Genomic DNA, 16,963 nt, shown 5'->3' with positions numbered 1-16,963 from the left:
GCAGAGGCCTGTATGTACGCCATCAATCTCGCGTCGTGACACCCGACACATTCCCGGTTAAACCCCATCGCACCGAAACGGAGCTGATTACATCTCCACCTGCGTACCCAGTTCGATCACCCGGTTAAATGGCAGCTTGAAGAACCTCAGATTGCCGTTGGCGTTCTTCAGCATGAACGCGAACAGACCCTCGCGCCAGCGGGCCATGCCCTCCAGTTTCGACGAGACCACGGTTTCGCGACTGAGGAAGTAGGTCGTGCGCATAGGGCTGAAGTCGAGCTCCTTCAGGTGACACAAGCTCAGCGCTGCCGGTACGTCCGGCTCGTCGATGAAGCCGAAGTGCAGAATCACGCGATAGAAGCCCTCGCCAAACGCCTCGACCTCGAAGCGTTGCGCTGCCGGCACGCGCGGGGCGTCTTCGTACACAACGGTCAGCAATACAACTTGTTCATGCAGCACCTGGTTGTGCAGCAAATTATGCAACAGCGCATGGGGCACGGCGTCCGCACGCGCCGTCAGAAACACTGCCGTACCCTGAACGCGATGGGGCGGCTGCACGCGAATACTGCTGATGAAGATCGGCAGCGGCAGACCCCCTTCGTCGATGCGGTCCACCAGCAGCTGCTTGCCGCGCTTCCAGGTGGTCATCAGGATGAACAGCGCAATGCCCGCCAGGAACGGGAACGCCCCGCCCTGCAGGACTTTTGGCACGTTCGCCGCGAAGAACATGCCGTCCACGAACAGGCATCCGGCCAAAATCGGCACCGCGATCAGCGGTGGCCACTTCCAGGCCAGCAGCATGACCGCCGCCACCAGAATCGTCGTGCAGAGCATCGTGCCGGTCACCGCCACGCCGTAGGCCGAGGCCAGCGCGCCGGAAGACTCAAAGCCCAGCACCAGCAGGATTACCCCAACCATCAGCGCCCAGTTCACCGCGCCGATGTAGATCTGCCCTTGGGCGTCGCTTGAGGTGTGCTGGATGTACATGCGCGGGATATAGCCGAGCTGAATCGCCTGCAGCGTCATCGAGAACGCCCCGGAGATCACCGCCTGCGAAGCAATAATGGTCGCCAGGGTCGACAGCGCGATCAACGGCAACAGCGCCCAACTCGGCGCCAGGAGGTAGAACGGGTTGCGCACCGCTTCCGGGTCCTGGATCACCAGGGCGCCCTGACCGAAGTAGTTCAGCACCAGCGCCGGCAATACCAGCGCGAACCACGCGCGCGAGATCGGCTTGCGACCGAAGTGGCCCATGTCCGCGTACAGCGCCTCGGCGCCGGTCAGTGCGAGTACTACGGCGCCCAGGACCGATACGCCAATGCCGGGATGATCGATAAAGAAGCGAACCGCCCACACCGGATTGACCGCGTGCAGCACTTCCGGCTGCTGGAGGATGCCGTGGACACCGAGCACGCCGAGGGTCACGAACCACAGCACCATGATCGGGCCAAACATCACGCCGATCCGCGCGGTGCCGTGACGCTGAATCAGAAACAGCGCCACCAGCACAACCAGAGAAATGGGCACCACCCAGTGCTCAAGCCCGTCAAATGCCAGCTCCATGCCCTCGACCGCCGACAACACGGAGATCGCCGGGGTGATCATGCTGTCGCCGTAAAACAGCGCTGCGCCGAACAGGCCAAAGACGATCATGCTCGCCTGCAGCTTCGGGTATTTGGCTGAAGCCCTTCGCGCCAGCGCCGTGAGCGCCATGATGCCGCCTTCGCCGTCATTGTCGGCACGCAGCACCAAGGCCATGTATTTGAAGGAGACCACCCAGATCAGTGACCAGAAGATCAGCGACAGAATGCCCAGTACGGCGTCGTGACCGGCTTGCACGCCGTAGCCGCCGACGAACACTTCTTTAATGGTGTACAGCGGGCTGGTACCGATGTCGCCATAGGCTACACCCACCGCGCCCACCAGCAGACTCAGCGGTTTTGCCGAAGAATGCCCGACCCCTGCCTGACTCGTTGCGTGACCCATTTACCACTCCTGAAACCATGACTCGATCACCGCGATCCGGCGTTGTCGGATTGACCTGCGCCGCACCGGTAAATTCCGATGCGCCCGGCCCACTTGGGCCGCCGGGCGTAACGCCGCGAAGCATAGCGCAGCACTCGTCGTAATTCTCTGTATAACACTGGTCAATCGTTCGACGCGCCGCTAGAATTGCGCACTTTTTGATCAGAGGCGCCCCAAGCGCCCAGTCAATGCTTCGGCTATTCGCCGGGCATCCTACGCCGAGGTTAGTCAATGTCCACCGTCACCACGTCCGCCGCCCCGAAGGTCGGCTTTGTCAGCCTCGGTTGCCCGAAGGCCCTGGTCGATTCCGAGCGCATCCTGACTCAGCTGCGCATGGAAGGCTATCAGGTCGTTCCGACCTACCAGGACGCTGACGTGGTCGTGGTCAACACCTGCGGTTTCATCGACAGCGCCAAGGCCGAATCCCTCGAGACCATCGGCGAAGCGCTGGCCGAGAACGGCAAAGTGATCGTCACCGGCTGCATGGGCGTCGACGAAAGCGTCATCCGCAACGTGCACCCGAGCGTACTGGCCGTGACCGGTCCGCAGCAGTATGAGCAAGTGGTCAATGCCGTCCATGACGCCGCGCCGCCAAAGCTCGATCACAACCCGCTGATCGATCTGGTACCGCCGCAAGGGGTCAAGCTGACCCCGCGACATTACGCGTACCTGAAGATATCCGAAGGCTGCAACCACAGCTGCAGTTTCTGCATCATCCCGTCCATGCGCGGGAAGCTGGTCAGCCGCCCGATTGGCGACGTGCTCGACGAAGCCCAGCGGCTGGTCAAAGCCGGCGTGAAAGAGCTGCTGGTGATCTCCCAGGACACCAGCGCCTACGGCGTCGACATCAAATACCGCACCGGTTTCTGGAACGGCCAGCCGGTGCGCACGCGCATGACCGAGCTGTGCCAGGCGCTGAGTTCGCTGGGTGTGTGGGTGCGCCTGCACTACGTTTACCCGTACCCGCACGTCGACGAGATCATTCCGTTGATGGCGGCGGGCAAGATCCTGCCGTACCTGGACATCCCGTTCCAGCACGCCAGCCCGAAGATCCTCAAGCTGATGAAACGCCCGGCCTTCGAAGACAAGACCCTGGCGCGCATCAAGAACTGGCGCGAGCAGTGCCCGGACCTGATCATCCGTTCGACCTTCATCGTCGGCTTCCCGGGCGAAACCGAAGAAGACTTCCAGTACCTGCTGGACTGGCTGACTGAAGCCCAGCTCGACCGCGTCGGTTGCTTCCAGTACTCCCCTGTCGAGGGTGCACCGGCGAATCTGCTGGATGCGCCGATCGTGCCGGACGACATCAAGCAGGATCGCTGGGACCGCTTCATGGCGCACCAGCAAGCCATCAGCGCCGCGCGCCTGCAGATGAAAATCGGCAAGGAAATCGAAGTGCTGATCGACGAAGTGGATGAACAGGGTTTCGTCGGTCGTTCGTTCTTCGACGCGCCGGAAATCGACGGCAATGTGTTTGTCGAAAGCGACCGTGACTTCAAGCCGGGCGACAAGGTCATGTGCCGCGTCGTGGATGCCGATGAGTACGATTTGTGGGCTGAGCCGATCTAACGCTCAATCCCCGGCTCGCACGCCGCTTCGCCTCCAACAGCCCTGCCCGTAAAACGGCGGGGTTTGTTTTTTCTGGCTATCGTCCCCACATCAGGATCACTACCCAGGGAGCAGCGGCAATATGGCCCGGCACTCGGTCATCTATCTGCCCAGGCAGCACGACTTCGCCGAACTCACCCGGGTGTGGGAAGCCTCCGTGCGCGCGACCCATGACTTTCTGCCGGAGAACTACATCACGCTGCTGCGGCACCTGCTGGAAACCCAATACCTGGGCGCCGTGAACCTGTTCTGCACCCGGGACTCGCACCTGCGCATCACTGGCTTTGCCGGCACCACGCCAGGCAAACTCGAAATGCTGTTTATCGCCCCTGAACACCGTGGCATGGGCCTGGGCAAGCAACTGCTGGACTACGCGATCGAGCATTTCCACATCACCGAGCTGGACGTGAACGAGCAGAACGCCCAGGCGCTGGGCTTTTATGAACGGCAGAGGTTTGAGGTGGTGGGCCGGGCGGAAGTCGATGGACTCGGTCGGCCGCATCCGATGCTGCGGATGCGGCTCAGGATCAGTTGAAGCACAACCGAATCAACGCTTCAGGCTTTCCAGCAGCACCTTGTTGAACTGCTGCGGATCCTGAATCTGCGGCGCATGGCCCAACCCGGCGAACTCCACCAGCGTCGCCTGGGGAATGCGCTTGGCGGCGGCCTTGCCCAGCTCCGGGTAATTGCCCAGAGTCTTGCGCAATGCCTCAGGCGCTGCGTCTTTGGCAATGGCGGTATTGTCCTTCTGGCCGATCAGCAACACGGTCGGCATCTTCAATTTCTCGAAGTCGTAGAACACCGGCTGATTGAAGATCATTCCGTAGGTCTGGGCAGAAGCTCGCGCCACCTCCTCTTTGCCTTTGCCGTTGAACATGCCGGCCTGCATATTGACCCAGTGATCGAACTCGGGCCGCCATTCGTTGGCGTAATAGGTCGACTGCTGATACTTGCGAATGCTGCCGGCGTTGGTCTTCAGCTCCCGGGTATACCAGTCATCGAAGCTGCGATCCGGTACGCCTTTGGCTTTCCAGTCTTCCAGACCGATAGGGTTGACCAGCAGCAACTGGTCCACTTGGTCGGGGTACATCAGCGAAAAGCGCGTCGCCAGCATGCCGCCCATGGAATGCCCGACCACCGTGACGTGATCGATGCCCAGTTGGGTCAGCAGCGCTTTGGTGTTCTGCGCCAGTTGCTCGAAGGTGTATTTATAGTCCGCCGGTTTGCTGGAGCGGCAGAAGCCGATCTGATCCGGCGCGACCACACGATAACCTGCGCCCGTCAGCGCCTTGATAGTGCCTTCCCACGTGGCGCCGCAAAAGTTCTTGCCGTGCAGCAGCACCACGCTGCGACCATTGGCGGTGCCAGTCGACTTGATGTCCATGTAACCCATCTGCACCGGTGCGCCTTGGGAATCGAAGCTGAAGTTCTGCGCCGGGAACGGGTACTGGAAGCCTTCCAGCTGCGGGCCGTAGGCCGGGGTTTGCGCAGCGAGTAGCGGCAGGCTGACAGTCATCAGCAGTACGGGTAGCCATTTGGTCATGAATTCGCTCCAGACAATGTAGGAATAGAGAGCAGACCTGCGTCGCTCCCGGAAAAATCCATCGAGTGGAGGCTTATTCACCCGCCAATTTCAATGTGGCCGCGATTAACGGTGCATGCGCGGGTACAATAGGCGCCTTTCCATTTTGTTACGGCTTTTCTCATGACTGACCCCATTCGCCTTTCCAAACGCCTGATCGAGCTGGTCGGTTGCTCCCGGCGCGAAGCCGAGCTGTTCATTGAAGGCGGCTGGGTCACGGTGGACGGCGTTGTCGTCGACGAGCCCCAGTTCAAGGTCGAAAACCAGACTGTGGTGCTGAATGCGGAAGCAAAAGCCGATACCCCTGAATCCGTCACCCTGCTGTTCAACGCGCCGGCGGGCATGGCCCCTGAAAGCGCCCTGGCGCTGATCACGCCCGGTACGTTGTCCGCCGACCACAGCATCGGCCGGCGCCCGCTCAAGGGGCACTTCCTGCGCCTGGAATCTATTTCCACGCTGCAAGCCAACGCCAGCGGCCTGATGGTGTTCAGCCAGGACTGGAAAATCCTGCGCAAACTCACCGACGACCGCAGCAAGATCGAGCAGGAATACGTCGTCGAGATCTCGGGCGACATGGTTGCCCACGGCCTCAACCGCCTGAACCACGGCATGACCTACAAGGGCAAGGAACTGCCCAAGGTCAAAGCCAGCTGGCAGAACGAAAACCGCCTGCGCTTCGCCATGAAAAACCCGCAGCCCGGGGTCATTGCCCAGCTGTGCGAAGCGGTAGGCCTGAAAGTTGTTTCGGTGCGACGTATTCGTATCGGCGGCGTGTCCATCGGCAAGGTGCCTGAAGGCCAGTGGCGCTACATGACCGACAAAGAAAAATTCTGAATCCCCTTTCTGAGCGCCCTATCGACTCTCGCGGGCGCTCATCTGCGAATCCCCAGGAAATACACGCACCATGATGAACAACGATGTACTGCGCAGCATCCGTTACATGCTTGATATCAACGACGCCAAAGTGGTCGATATCATCAAGCTCGGCGGGTTCGACGCGACCAAGGCCGATGTCGCGGCCTACATGAAGAAAGACGAAGAAGAAGGCTTCGTGCCGTGCAGCGACGAGGTCATGGCGCATTTCCTCGACGGTCTGGTGTTCTTCAAGCGCGGCAAGGACGAGAGCCGCCCGCCGCTGCCTGTCGAGCTGCCGATCACCAACAACATCGTTCTGAAAAAGCTGCGTGTGGCCTTCGAGCTGAAGGAAGACGACATGCACGCGATCCTCAAGGCGTCCGAGTTCCCGGTGTCCAAGCCTGAACTCAGCGCCCTGTTTCGCAAGGCGGGTCACACCAACTACCGTGTCTGTGGCGACCAGTTGCTGCGCAACTTCCTGCGCGGCCTGACCCTGCGCGTACGCGGCTAAGCGCTGCAGCTCCGTTGATGACCCAGGCCTACAGCGTTTCGCCGATCGGTTTCATGCGCTCGTGCTTCAAAGAGAAGTTTGCGATTCCCCGGCAGCCGCAACTGGCGCCTGCCGCGCGGGGCGTGTTGGAGTTGATCGCGCCCTTCGATCAGGGTGACGCCGTGCAGGGCCTGGAACAAGTCAGCCATGTCTGGCTGCTGTTTCTGTTTCATCAAGCCCTGGAGGACAAGCCGCGACTCAAGGTGCGCCCTCCTCGTCTGGGCGGCAATCAGTCGATGGGCGTGTTCGCCACGCGCGCCACCCATCGGCCAAACGGCATCGGTCAGTCGGTGGTCAAGCTGGACAAGGTCGAGGCCGGGCGCCTGTGGTTGTCAGGCATCGATCTGCTGGACGGCACCCCGGTGCTGGACGTCAAACCCTACGTGCCTTACGCCGATGTGATCGCTGATGCACGCAACAGCATGGCCGCCGCCGCGCCGGAGATGATTCCGGTGCAGTGGTCCGACCCGGCGCTGACCCAGGCCCGCGAACAGGGGTTGCGCCTCGAAGAACCCCTGATCGAGCTGATCGAGCAGTGCCTGGCTCAAGACCCGCGACCGGCCTACCAGACGCCCACGCCAGAGCGCCGCTACGGCGCGCAGTTCTGGGATCTGGACGTTCGCTGGCACTATCCGCAGCCGGGTGTCATTTGCGTGCTGGAGGTGGTTCCCGCCGCCGGTGGATAAACGACTGACGCCTGCCCACAAAAAAACCGCCTGGTCCGTGACCTCCAGGCGGTTTTTTTCAGACCCCAAAAATGCGGGTGCCTGTACTGACCTATTCGCCGATGACGTCACCCTCGCAGGGCTGCGAGGGTGTTCATCGGCGATTGGGTCGTATCTGAATGGCGTTACTTCTCGACGAAGGCGCGCTCGATCAGGTAATCACCCGGCTCGCGCATCCGCGGCGAAACGGTCAGGCCGAAGCTGTTCAGCACTTCGCTGGTTTCGTCGAGCATGCTCGGGCTGCCGCACAGCATGGCGCGGTCGTCCTGCGGGTTGATCGGTGGCAGACCGATGTCGCTGAACAACTTGCCGCTGCGCATCAGGTCGGTCAGGCGGCCTTCGTTCTCGAACGGCTCGCGGGTCACGGTCGGGTAGTAGATCAGCTTGTCACGCAGCATCTCGCCGAAGAATTCGTTCTGCGGCAGGTGCTCGGTGATGAACTCGCGGTAAGCGACTTCGTTCACGTAACGCACGCCGTGGCAGAGGATGACCTTCTCGAAACGCTCGTAGGTTTCAGGGTCCTGAATCACGCTCATGAACGGCGCCAGACCGGTACCGGTGCTGAGCAGGTAAAGATGCTTGCCCGGCTTGAGGTCGTCCAGCACCAGCGTGCCCGTAGGCTTCTTGCTGATGATGATCTCGTCGCCTTCCTTCAGATGCTGCAGCTGGGAGGTCAGCGGGCCGTCCGGCACCTTGATGCTGAAGAACTCCAGATGCTCTTCCCAGTTCGGGCTGGCAATGGAGTAGGCACGCATGAGCGGGCGCCCGTTTGGCTGCTGCAGACCGATCATGACGAACTGACCGTTCTCGAAGCGCAGGCCAGGATCACGGGTGCACTTGAAACTGAAGAGGGTGTCGTTCCAGTGATGAACGCTGAGGACACGCTCGTGATTCATGTTGCTCATGGTACGTGGGAGCTCCTGATAAATAACGTGCGCCAGTCGATGCGCCATTGCGCGACATTCTAGTGGCAGACACAATATCTGTTAACTGAATTATCAAGATATGGGTTATCGGTTATATAGATATGCGATTTACTCTCCGTCAGCTCCAGGTTTTCGTCGCCGTCGCCCAGCAGGAAAGCGTTTCCCGCGCAGCGGTCCTGCTCTCCTTATCGCAATCGGCGGCGAGTACTTCCATCACCGAACTGGAGCGCCAGTCCAGCTGCCAGCTGTTCGACCGCGCCGGTAAGCGGCTGAGCCTCAATGCCACCGGCCGGCAACTGTTGCCCCAGGCCGTTGCGCTGCTCGATCAGGCGAAGGAGATCGAAGACCTGCTCAACGGCAAGTCCGGCTTCGGCTCGCTGGCGGTCGGTGCAACGCTCACCATCGGCAACTACCTGGCAACCCTCTTGATCGGCAGCTTCATGCAGCGCCACCCCGAGAGCCAGGTGAAGCTGCACGTGCAAAACACGGCGAACATCGTTCAGCAGGTCGCCCATTACGAAATCGATCTGGGCTTGATCGAAGGCGACTGCAGCCACCCCGACATCGAAGTGCAAACCTGGGTCGAGGATGAGCTGGTGGTGTTTTGCGCCCCTCAGCATCCGCTGGCCAAAAAGGGCCGGGCGTCACTGGAGGAATTGACGCGGGAAGCGTGGATTTTGCGGGAGCAGGGTTCGGGGACGCGCCTGACCTTCGATCAGGCTATGCGTCATCACCTGAACAGCCTGAACGTGAGGCTGGAGCTGGAACACACCGAGGCGATCAAACGTGCTGTGGAGTCAGGGCTGGGAATTGGTTGCATCTCGCGTCTGGCCCTGCGTGACGCTTTCCGTCGCGGCAGCCTCGTTGCGGTTGAAACGCCGGAGCTGGATCTGGTGCGCCAGTTCTACTTCATCTGGCACAAACAGAAATATCAGACGTCCGCTATCCGCGAATTCCTCGACCTCTGTCGCTCATTCACCGCCGGTGTTAACCGCAGCGACGAGATTGTCCTGCCGAGCATTGCCTGACGCGCAGCCCGGCTATAAAGGCGATTGTCAGCCCAGCAGGATCAGGCCCCAGACCACGGCAATCATGCTCAGCGCCACGAACTGTGCGGCGCTGCCCATGTCTTTGGCGTTCTTCGACAGCGGGTGGCGGTCGAGGGAAATCCGGTCAATCGCGGCTTCGATGGCCGAGTTCAGCAGTTCGACGATTAGCGCCAACAGACACACCGCGATCAGGATCGCGCGCTCGCCGCGGCTGACATGAAACACGAAGGACAGCGGGATCAACACGACGTTGAGCAGCACCAGTTGACGGAACGCCGCTTCGCCCTTGAATGCAGCGGTCAGGCCGTCAAAGGAATAGCCGGACGCGTTGAGAATACGTTTGAGGCCGGTCTGGCCTTTGAATGGGGACGTCATAGGAAAACTACTGATGAATGAAAGCGGTGGAGGCTAGTGCGGCGACGGTCAAAAAAGTGTGAAGGTCAGCCGCGTAAAGCCCGGGTTTGGCCTGATTCGCGGGAATCAGCTCTGGGGAATGGATTCCAATTGTTGCAGCAGTAAAGCGGCCTGGGTTCGGGTGCGCACGTTGAGCTTGCGAAAGATCGCCGTGACGTGGGCCTTGATCGTGGCTTCCGACACGCTCAGCTCGTAGGCGATCTGCTTGTTCAGCAACCCCTCGCAGACCATCGTCAACACGCGAAACTGCTGGGGCGTCAGGCTGGCAAGGCCTTCGCTGGCGGCCTTGGCCTCCGGCGACACGCTGATGCTTTCGTTAACCTGCGGGGGCCACCAGACATCGCCATCCAGCACCGTTCGCACGGCCTTCTGAATGGTTTCCAGGGAACTGGATTTCGGGATGAAGCCGCTGGCGCCGAACTCGCGAGACTTGACCACCACCGCGGCCTCTTCCTGAGCGGAGACCATCACCACCGGGACTTGCGGGTACTGACCGCGCAACAGCACCAACCCCGAAAAGCCATAGGCGCCGGGCATGTTCAGGTCCAGCAGAACCAGATCCCAGTCAGACTTCTCGGTCAGTCGCGCTTCCAGATCAGCGATGCTCTCGGCCTCGACCAATCTGGCGTCCGGCCCGAGCCCAAGGCTCAGCGCCTGATGCAAGGCGCTGCGAAACAGGGGATGGTCGTCGGCAATCAGGATTTCGTATGGCATTTCATGATCCTGTAAGTGACTGAGCGCCGACGAATTCAACACCCAATGAGGTCACCCGCGACATCTTGACACAGGGACCGTACGTGAGCGGCGCCAAGGATGCCCAGCGAAGTCGGGGTGGTCAAGCCTGATGCTTTGCGGCAAAGTCTGCGCCCCCGACCTGACGAGTGCCATCATGCCAAACCATGCCCTGCGAGCGGACCTGCTCATGCTCCTGACCGCATTGATCTGGGGCACCGGCTTCGTCGCCCAGACCGCCGGTATGGATCACATCGGTCCCTACCTGTTCTCGGGTCTGCGGTTCGCGCTGGGCTCCCTCTGCCTGATCCCGCTGATTCTGCGCAATGCCAAGACGGCCCGTGTGCCAGAGCCCTTGCTCAATCGCGGCATGCTACGCGCTGGCATCATCATGGGTCTCGCGCTGGCACTGGGCATCAACCTGCAACAGGTCGGCCTGCTGTTTACCAGCGTGACCAACTCCGGGTTCATCACCGGCCTTTACGTGATTGTAGTTCCGTTGCTGGGCTTGCTGCTCGGGCATAAAACCGGGCTGGGCACCTGGCTGGGTTGCCTGTTGGCAGTGGTTGGCATGTGCCTGCTCAGTATCGGCGATAACTTTCAGGTCGCTTCGGGGGATTGGCTGCAGTTGATCGGCGCGTTCGTGTGGGGTGCACACGTGGTGTTGGTCAGTTTGTTCGCCAGCCGCCACGACCCGATCCGTCTGGCTTTTTTACAGTTCGCCACCTGTTCGGTAGTGAGTCTGCTCCTGGCAGTCCTCTTCGAACCGATCGCCCTCAATGCGATCATCGATGCGGGCCCTTCCCTGCTTTATGGCGGCATCGTCGCGGTGGGCGTGGGTTACACGCTGCAAGTGGTCGCGCAGAAGCACGCCATTGCCTCCCATGCCGCCATCATCCTCTCTCTGGAAGCCGTGTTCGCCGCCATCGCCGGCGCCTGGATTCTGGGAGAGGCCTTGCAACTGCGTGGTTATATCGGTTGTGGATTAATGCTGGCGGGGATGCTGCTGGCGCAGTTGTGGCCGAAGAAAACTCTCGCCTGAGGTCATACTCGTATTGCGAGCCGTTTTAAGGCGGCTCGCGGGCGGCGACACAACTGATGACTACTCGAGGTAACCCTTCAGCTCTTGATGGGCATCGCTTAGCAAGTCGAGGGGCAACTGATTTTTAGCCCCTAAATAGTGCTGACTGAACACATCGAAATAACAGCTCAACGCAGAGCCTGCCTCAGTATCGCCGGCCAGATCGAAACACAGTGCGGCCACTTCAGCGGTACAGAGATGTTCACTGCGGGTGGAGCGTCTCAACTTGTATCGTGAAAGCTTCTCGGGAATCAGGCTTAAAATCGGGATCGAATCAAAGTAAGCGCTTTTACGGAAGATCTTCCTCGCTTCAGTCCATGTCGCGTCAATCAGCACAAACAGCGGTCTCTTGTTCGGATTAATCGTCACGGTGTTGGTGACGCGCTCCGCCGCTACGTATTCACCCGGGAAAACCAGGTAGGGCTGCCATTGCGGATCATTGAGCAATGCAATCAGCTTTTCGTCGACCTCGGTGCGTGACCACACAAACGCATGGTTATCCTGAATCACGTCTGCTATCAGCCAACCGGTATTGCTGGGTTTGAATACCTCTTTTTTGGTCATTATGAGGCAAACCCCAGATCGTGCCTGGACCTTGGGACGCCACCTGCAAAGGCAGTGACTTTCGATCACTCGACAGCAATGGCACCTTGGCGCACGTGATCCGCGAGCCAGGAAAGGTTTCGTGCTCTCCTCCTCCCGCTCATCTCTCAGACGTGCGACCGAATTACCGTGAAAAACAGTCTGGGTCATTGAGGGGTAAGAAGGCAGTGACACGAGGGGCATCCGGCAGGTCGAAAAGTCGCGGCATTCTATCAGACGCAGGCCAAGGCGCCGTGCTCTCTGGTGTCCGCCAAGGCTCCTCCCCTATACTGCCCGGCCTTGAGAGCACTCACGCCCACAGTGAACGCCTCGGGATGTCGCCGGTCCAACGGCCAGCCTCTGCAACACCCGTCCACGCACCAGGAGAATTCAATGCTGCGCCTCATCGCCCCCACTCTCACGCTTTTGCTCGTCGCTCCACTGTGCGCCAACGCGGCGTCCAAGCAGGATTACGAACTGAGCCAGATGCTTGATAAAGTCGCGAAGGAAAGCAGTGTCGGCACCCCACGCGCCATCAACGAAGACATCCTCGACGAAGGCTACACCGTTGAAGGCAAGATGCTGATCAACCACCTGAGCGTGCAGTCCGGCCAGGCGGCTCAGATGCGCGAAAACCCGGACGACGTCCGCGGTCAGCTGGGCGGTAGCGTGTGCCGCAACGCCGGTTACCGCCAACTGATGGCCAAGGGCGCGATCCTGCGGTACCAGTTCACCGAATACAAAACCAACAAGCTCATCACCACCCAGGAAATCAAAGCGGCGGACTGCGCTGCCAAGCCCCCTGCCCACAAGAAGTGATGTAACGAGCTTTACGGACTGCGCGTTTCGAGCCCCCTTCAACGCGCAGTCTTGCCCTCTCCGCCCCGCTACATACGCCATTCAAATTCCCGCCACTCAGCACGTCTTGCACGCTGCTTGATCGCTGATCCTGGTGCCTGCTTTTCGTTTCGCCGTGCCCATCCTGACTCATCACATTTTGCATGCAAGAAAGGGTTGCCTGCGGCACCGGTTGCCATCAATGTTTTCTCTTTTCAACCATGGATTAGTCCAGAATCGGGCGCCGCGCAGCTTTGATGCTCCCCTGTCTTCCGGATGCGCTGCGCACGCCGACGCATGAAGCGTCGCGATCCCGCCCCCTGGTGACGGTCAATGATTCTGCAGAAGGAGAAAGCGTGAATGCCGTACGTACCCAGTGACGCGTTGTCTCAGCACTTTCAGAGCAACGGAAATGACCTCACCCTCAAGGTCGAAGAGCTCCTCGGTTCGGTCGCCCCGGACAGCCCCAATCTTCCGCTGTACCGCGACATGACCCTGACCGTCCTGCGCATGGCCCAGGACGACCTCAATCGCTGGAATGCCAAAATCACCCTGCAAGCATTACGCGAACTGGAAAATGCTTTCCGGGTGCTCGAACGATTCAAAGGCCGGCGCAAGGTCACCGTGTTCGGCTCCGCCCGCACACCCCTCGAACATCCTGTTTATGCGCTGGCCCGTGAACTGGGCAAGCAACTGGCCGCCTCGGACCTGATGGTCATCACCGGCGCCGGTGGCGGGATCATGGCCGCGGCCCACGAAGGCGCCGGTCTGGATCACAGCCTGGGCTTCAATATCACCCTGCCCTTCGAGCAGCACGCCAATGCGACCGTGGATGGCACCGGCAATCTGCTGCCGTTCCACTTCTTCTTCACGCGTAAGCTGTTTTTCGTCAAAGAGGCCGATGCGCTGGTGCTCTGCCCAGGCGGGTTTGGCACCCTCGACGAAGCGCTGGAAGTGCTGACGCTGATCCAGACCGGCAAAAGTCCTCTGGTTCCGATCGTGCTGCTGGATGCCCCGGGCGGGACCTTCTGGGAAGGAGCGCTCAGCTTCATCAGAAATGAGCTGGAGACGAACAAGTACATTCTGCCTACGGACATGAACCTGATGAAGCTGGTGTACAGCGCCGATGAGGCCGTCGCCGAGATCAACCGCTTCTACAGCAACTTTCACTCCAGCCGCTGGCTGAAGAACACCTTCGTCATTCGCATGCACCACGCCTTGAGCGAACAGGCGTTGAACGCCCTACAGGACAGGTTTGTCGATCTGCGGTTAAGCGGCGACTTCCAGCAATACGGGCATCACGACGAATATGACGAAGCGCAGTTCAGCCATCTCACGCGCCTGGCATTCACGTTTAACGGCCGCAACCATGGCCGCTTGCGCGAACTGGTGGACTGCATAAACCTGGAGGAAAACTGGGCAAGACCTGCGCACTCTCAGCAGGCCCGAGGGACAGAGCCTGTGAAATCGATGTGATGGTGCATGCTTGAGGGCGCGTCTGCGCGCCTTCAGGCAGATCACGCGTCAGTCGTCGTTGCCCTTGCCACTCAGCAAACGACCAATCAGCTCGGGCGGGTATCCGCGATAACTCAGAAAGCGCATCTGCTGGCCACGCTCGCGAGCATCCCTGGGCAGTTGACCGCTGAACTTGCGCTGCCACAGCGCTTCCAGTTTCTCCCACCAGTCCACGCCGCACTCGCGCAGCGCTTGTTCGACGTCTGCACGCGGCAAGCCGCGTTGCCCCAGCTCTTCGCGGATACGCAAAGGGCCGTGGCCAGAACGGGCACGGTAGGAAACGAAGCTTTCGAGGTATCGGGATTCAGACAGCAGACCCTCTTCCGTCAGACGGTCGAGTGCTGCGTCAATCAATTCGGGGGGAGCGCCGCGCTGACGCAACTTGCGCGTCAGCTCGACACGACCATGCTCGCGTCGTGCGAGCAGGTCCATTGCAGTACGCCTTACAGCGACGGGCGTATCAAGCACAGCTGGCATGGCGGTGATCAGATGTCCGCGTCAGCTTCGACTTCAGCCACATCGTCTGCCGCTACGCGGGACGACTGGGCCTTCACATCAGGCGCTGCCGTCAGCAGCTTCTCGCGAATCTGCCTTTCGAGGGTGGTACCGATTTCCGGGTTGTCCGCCAGGAACTTCGCGGAGTTGGCCTTACCCTGACCGATCTTGCTGCCCTGGTAGCTGTACCAGGCACCGGATTTCTCCAGCAGACCGTGCAGCACGCCGAGGTCGATGATCTCGCCGTTACGGTAGATGCCCTTGCCGTAGAGAATCTGGAACTCAGCCTGACGGAACGGCGGAGCCACCTTGTTCTTGACGACTTTGACGCGGGTTTCACTACCGACGACTTCGTCGCCTTCCTTGACCGCGCCCGTGCGACGGATGTCCAGACGGACCGATGCGTAGAACTTCAGCGCGTTACCACCGGTAGTGGTCTCCGGGCTGCCGAACATCACGCCGATCTTCATACGGATCTGGTTAATGAAGATAACCAGGCAGTTGGCAGTTTTGATGTTACCGGTGATCTTACGCAGCGCCTGGGACATCAGTCGGGCTTGCAGGCCGACGTGCATGTCGCCCATTTCGCCTTCGATTTCAGCCTTTGGCACCAGAGCGGCAACGGAGTCGACGACGATGACGTCGATCGCGTTCGAACGCACCAGCATGTCGGTGATTTCGAGGGCCTGTTCGCCGGTGTCTGGCTGAGAGACCAGCAGGTCATCGACGTTGACGCCCAGCTTGCCGGCGTACTCTGGATCGAGCGCGTGCTCGGCGTCGACGAATGCGCAGGTGGCGCCCATTTTCTGGGCTTCTGCGATGACGGACAGAGTGAGGGTGGTTTTACCCGAAGATTCCGGGCCGTAGATTTCAACGATCCGGCCTTTTGGCAGGCCACCGATACCGAGTGCGATATCGAGGCCCAGCGAGCCGGTGGAGATAGCAGGAATAGCCTGGCGGTCATGGTCACCCATGCGCATTACGGCACCTTTGCCGAACTGACGCTCGATCTGACCCAAGGCCGCAGCCAAGGCTTTCTTCTTGTTGTCGTCCATTGAATCCTCTCGTAATAGGTTAGGCCTTGACGGCCGATATAACTGTATAAGTAGCCAGTATTATTCCACAGGGTCCGACGCGCGCCTACCCCTGATTTGGTATTTCTCCGCGAGAGAGCCGGACAAGCCCCTCTAGCGCGGCGATCACCGTTTGTCGGCGGACCGCATCGCGGTCACCTGCAAATAGAAACCGCTCGGCGATCAATCGTTCCGCCGCACCCCAGCAGACCCACACCGTGCCCACGGGTTTCTCCAGCGAGCCCCCGTCCGGCCCGGCCACGCCGCTGACCGCGACCGAAAACTGCGCGCCGCTGTTGGCCTGCGCGCCCCTTGCCATGGCCTCGACCACTTCGCGACTGACGGCACCGACTTGCGCAAACAACGCTTCCGGCACTGCCAGTTGTCGGGTCTTCTGCCGGTTGGAGTAAGTGACATACCCGGCCTCGAACCAGGCCGAGCTCCCCGGGATTCGGGTGATGGCTTCGGCGATACCGCCTCCGGTGCAGGATTCGGCAGTGCTGACCTGCGCGCCTGTTGCCAACAGTTGCTGGCCCAGGGTTGCTGCCAGATGGGTAATGTCATCCACGGGAGATTCTCCGTATCGGTCGAGGCGAAGCAGACACGCTACACCAGCCGGGTCGATCTGCAACACAGGACGCGACCTGAATCCGGGTCACGCCTGCAAGACACTCATTTGCGCTCCGGTTTTTCGGGGCAGGGTTTCTTGACGGTTTCCACGATGGTTTCCCGTGGACGTCGCTTGGCCTCCTCCAGAGGGATGAAACGGCCGTTGGTTGAATCTCGTCCTCGCTTGCGTTGCATGGTGCAATCCTTGTCGATGATGCCGCCTCCAGTCGGGCGGTGCTCGACATCCTAGCCAGCTCGAAGCGCTTCGTGTCGGTTCGGAAACGCGCCGTGACGAATCAGCCGGA

The 16,963-nt window shown here is 60.3% G+C and carries 19 protein-coding genes; 9 read left to right on the top strand and 10 right to left on the bottom strand.

Annotation, left to right across the window (positions count from 1 at the left end; translation table 11 throughout):
• Positions 1-87: 87 nt before the first annotated feature.
• Entirely contained in the window at positions 88-1,986 is a 1,899-nt protein-coding gene (locus tag SLW75_RS11300) for a potassium transporter Kup (protein WP_065989764.1), read from the bottom strand.
• Between the two features lie 270 nt (positions 1,987-2,256).
• On the opposite strand from SLW75_RS11300, the gene rimO reads away from it, so the two are divergent.
• Together rimO and SLW75_RS11290 are read left to right on the top strand one after the other, a co-directional pair.
• Positions 2,257-3,594, top strand: coding sequence for a 30S ribosomal protein S12 methylthiotransferase RimO (gene rimO, locus SLW75_RS11295; RefSeq protein WP_065989766.1), 1,338 nt, complete (start codon positions 2,257-2,259; stop codon positions 3,592-3,594).
• A gap of 121 nt (positions 3,595-3,715) precedes the next feature.
• On the top strand, positions 3,716-4,168 hold the full coding sequence (locus SLW75_RS11290; protein WP_296313500.1) for a GNAT family N-acetyltransferase: 453 nt from the start codon (positions 3,716-3,718) through the stop codon (positions 4,166-4,168).
• 12 nt (positions 4,169-4,180) lie between these two features.
• Here SLW75_RS11290 and SLW75_RS11285 read toward each other — a convergent pair whose 3' ends face one another.
• Positions 4,181-5,176, bottom strand: coding sequence for an alpha/beta fold hydrolase (locus SLW75_RS11285; RefSeq protein WP_410934486.1), 996 nt, complete (start codon positions 5,174-5,176; stop codon positions 4,181-4,183).
• Between the two features lie 162 nt (positions 5,177-5,338).
• Between SLW75_RS11285 and SLW75_RS11280 the strand changes: the two genes are divergently transcribed.
• From SLW75_RS11280 to tsaA, 3 genes are all read left to right on the top strand, one after another.
• Positions 5,339-6,049 carry an rRNA pseudouridine synthase gene (locus SLW75_RS11280; protein WP_410934485.1) on the top strand — a complete coding sequence of 237 codons (711 nt, stop codon included), beginning with the start codon at positions 5,339-5,341 and terminating at the stop codon, positions 6,047-6,049.
• Positions 6,050-6,119: 70 nt separating this feature from the next.
• Complete coding sequence (locus SLW75_RS11275; RefSeq protein WP_074891250.1) at positions 6,120-6,581, top strand: DUF1456 family protein; 462 nt, start codon at positions 6,120-6,122, stop codon at positions 6,579-6,581.
• Between the two features lie 17 nt (positions 6,582-6,598).
• Positions 6,599-7,306 carry a tRNA (N6-threonylcarbamoyladenosine(37)-N6)-methyltransferase TrmO gene (tsaA, locus tag SLW75_RS11270; protein WP_192132136.1) on the top strand — a complete coding sequence of 236 codons (708 nt, stop codon included), beginning with the start codon at positions 6,599-6,601 and terminating at the stop codon, positions 7,304-7,306.
• A gap of 164 nt (positions 7,307-7,470) precedes the next feature.
• On the opposite strand, the gene fpr is transcribed toward tsaA, so the two are convergent.
• The gene (fpr, locus tag SLW75_RS11265) at positions 7,471-8,250 is read right to left on the bottom strand and encodes a ferredoxin-NADP reductase (RefSeq protein ID WP_065989778.1); all 780 of its coding nucleotides are present in this window, start codon (positions 8,248-8,250) and stop codon (positions 7,471-7,473) included.
• A 122-nt stretch (positions 8,251-8,372) separates the two neighbouring features.
• Between fpr and SLW75_RS11260 the strand changes: the two genes are divergently transcribed.
• The gene (locus SLW75_RS11260; protein WP_065989779.1) at positions 8,373-9,299 is read left to right on the top strand and encodes a LysR family transcriptional regulator; all 927 of its coding nucleotides are present in this window, start codon (positions 8,373-8,375) and stop codon (positions 9,297-9,299) included.
• Between the two features lie 27 nt (positions 9,300-9,326).
• Here SLW75_RS11260 and SLW75_RS11255 read toward each other — a convergent pair whose 3' ends face one another.
• On the bottom strand, positions 9,327-9,695 hold the full coding sequence (locus SLW75_RS11255; RefSeq protein WP_065989780.1) for a diacylglycerol kinase: 369 nt from the start codon (positions 9,693-9,695) through the stop codon (positions 9,327-9,329).
• A 105-nt stretch (positions 9,696-9,800) separates the two neighbouring features.
• Positions 9,801-10,448, bottom strand: coding sequence for a response regulator transcription factor ErdR (erdR, locus tag SLW75_RS11250; RefSeq protein WP_065989781.1), 648 nt, complete (start codon positions 10,446-10,448; stop codon positions 9,801-9,803).
• A 175-nt stretch (positions 10,449-10,623) separates the two neighbouring features.
• Between erdR and SLW75_RS11245 the strand changes: the two genes are divergently transcribed.
• Complete coding sequence (locus tag SLW75_RS11245) at positions 10,624-11,508, top strand: DMT family transporter (protein WP_410934484.1); 885 nt, start codon at positions 10,624-10,626, stop codon at positions 11,506-11,508.
• A gap of 60 nt (positions 11,509-11,568) precedes the next feature.
• Here the strand turns inward: SLW75_RS11245 and SLW75_RS11240 are convergent, their stop codons facing one another.
• Positions 11,569-12,300 (bottom strand): tRNA-uridine aminocarboxypropyltransferase, encoded by a 732-nt coding sequence (locus tag SLW75_RS11240; RefSeq protein ID WP_065989782.1) that lies wholly within the window; start codon positions 12,298-12,300, stop codon positions 11,569-11,571.
• A gap of 222 nt (positions 12,301-12,522) precedes the next feature.
• Here SLW75_RS11240 and SLW75_RS11235 point away from each other — a divergent pair, with 222 nt between their 5' ends.
• Both SLW75_RS11235 and SLW75_RS11230 read left to right on the top strand, forming a co-directional pair.
• Positions 12,523-12,948 (top strand): quorum-sensing-regulated virulence factor family protein, encoded by a 426-nt coding sequence (locus SLW75_RS11235; protein ID WP_065989783.1) that lies wholly within the window; start codon positions 12,523-12,525, stop codon positions 12,946-12,948.
• A gap of 378 nt (positions 12,949-13,326) precedes the next feature.
• Positions 13,327-14,442 (top strand): LOG family protein, encoded by a 1,116-nt coding sequence (locus tag SLW75_RS11230; RefSeq protein ID WP_410934483.1) that lies wholly within the window; start codon positions 13,327-13,329, stop codon positions 14,440-14,442.
• 48 nt (positions 14,443-14,490) lie between these two features.
• On the opposite strand, the gene recX is transcribed toward SLW75_RS11230, so the two are convergent.
• From recX to SLW75_RS11210, 4 genes are all read right to left on the bottom strand, one after another.
• Entirely contained in the window at positions 14,491-14,958 is a 468-nt protein-coding gene (gene recX, locus SLW75_RS11225; RefSeq protein WP_065989787.1) for a recombination regulator RecX, read from the bottom strand.
• An 8-nt stretch (positions 14,959-14,966) separates the two neighbouring features.
• Positions 14,967-16,031, bottom strand: a complete 1,065-nt coding sequence (gene recA, locus SLW75_RS11220) for a recombinase RecA (protein ID WP_065989790.1) — start codon at positions 16,029-16,031, stop codon at positions 14,967-14,969.
• Positions 16,032-16,116: 85 nt separating this feature from the next.
• On the bottom strand, positions 16,117-16,617 hold the full coding sequence (locus tag SLW75_RS11215) for a CinA family protein (RefSeq protein WP_410934482.1): 501 nt from the start codon (positions 16,615-16,617) through the stop codon (positions 16,117-16,119).
• A gap of 104 nt (positions 16,618-16,721) precedes the next feature.
• Positions 16,722-16,853 carry a hypothetical protein gene (locus tag SLW75_RS11210; RefSeq protein WP_265386899.1) on the bottom strand — a complete coding sequence of 44 codons (132 nt, stop codon included), beginning with the start codon at positions 16,851-16,853 and terminating at the stop codon, positions 16,722-16,724.
• Positions 16,854-16,963: the final 110 nt, after the last annotated feature.

This window comes from Pseudomonas sp. W5-01 (genome assembly GCF_046540435.1).
Lineage (GTDB): Bacteria > Pseudomonadota > Gammaproteobacteria > Pseudomonadales > Pseudomonadaceae > Aquipseudomonas > Aquipseudomonas graminis_B.
Note: the sequence above shows the minus strand (reverse complement) of the source record. Positions and strands in the feature narration are given on the sequence as shown.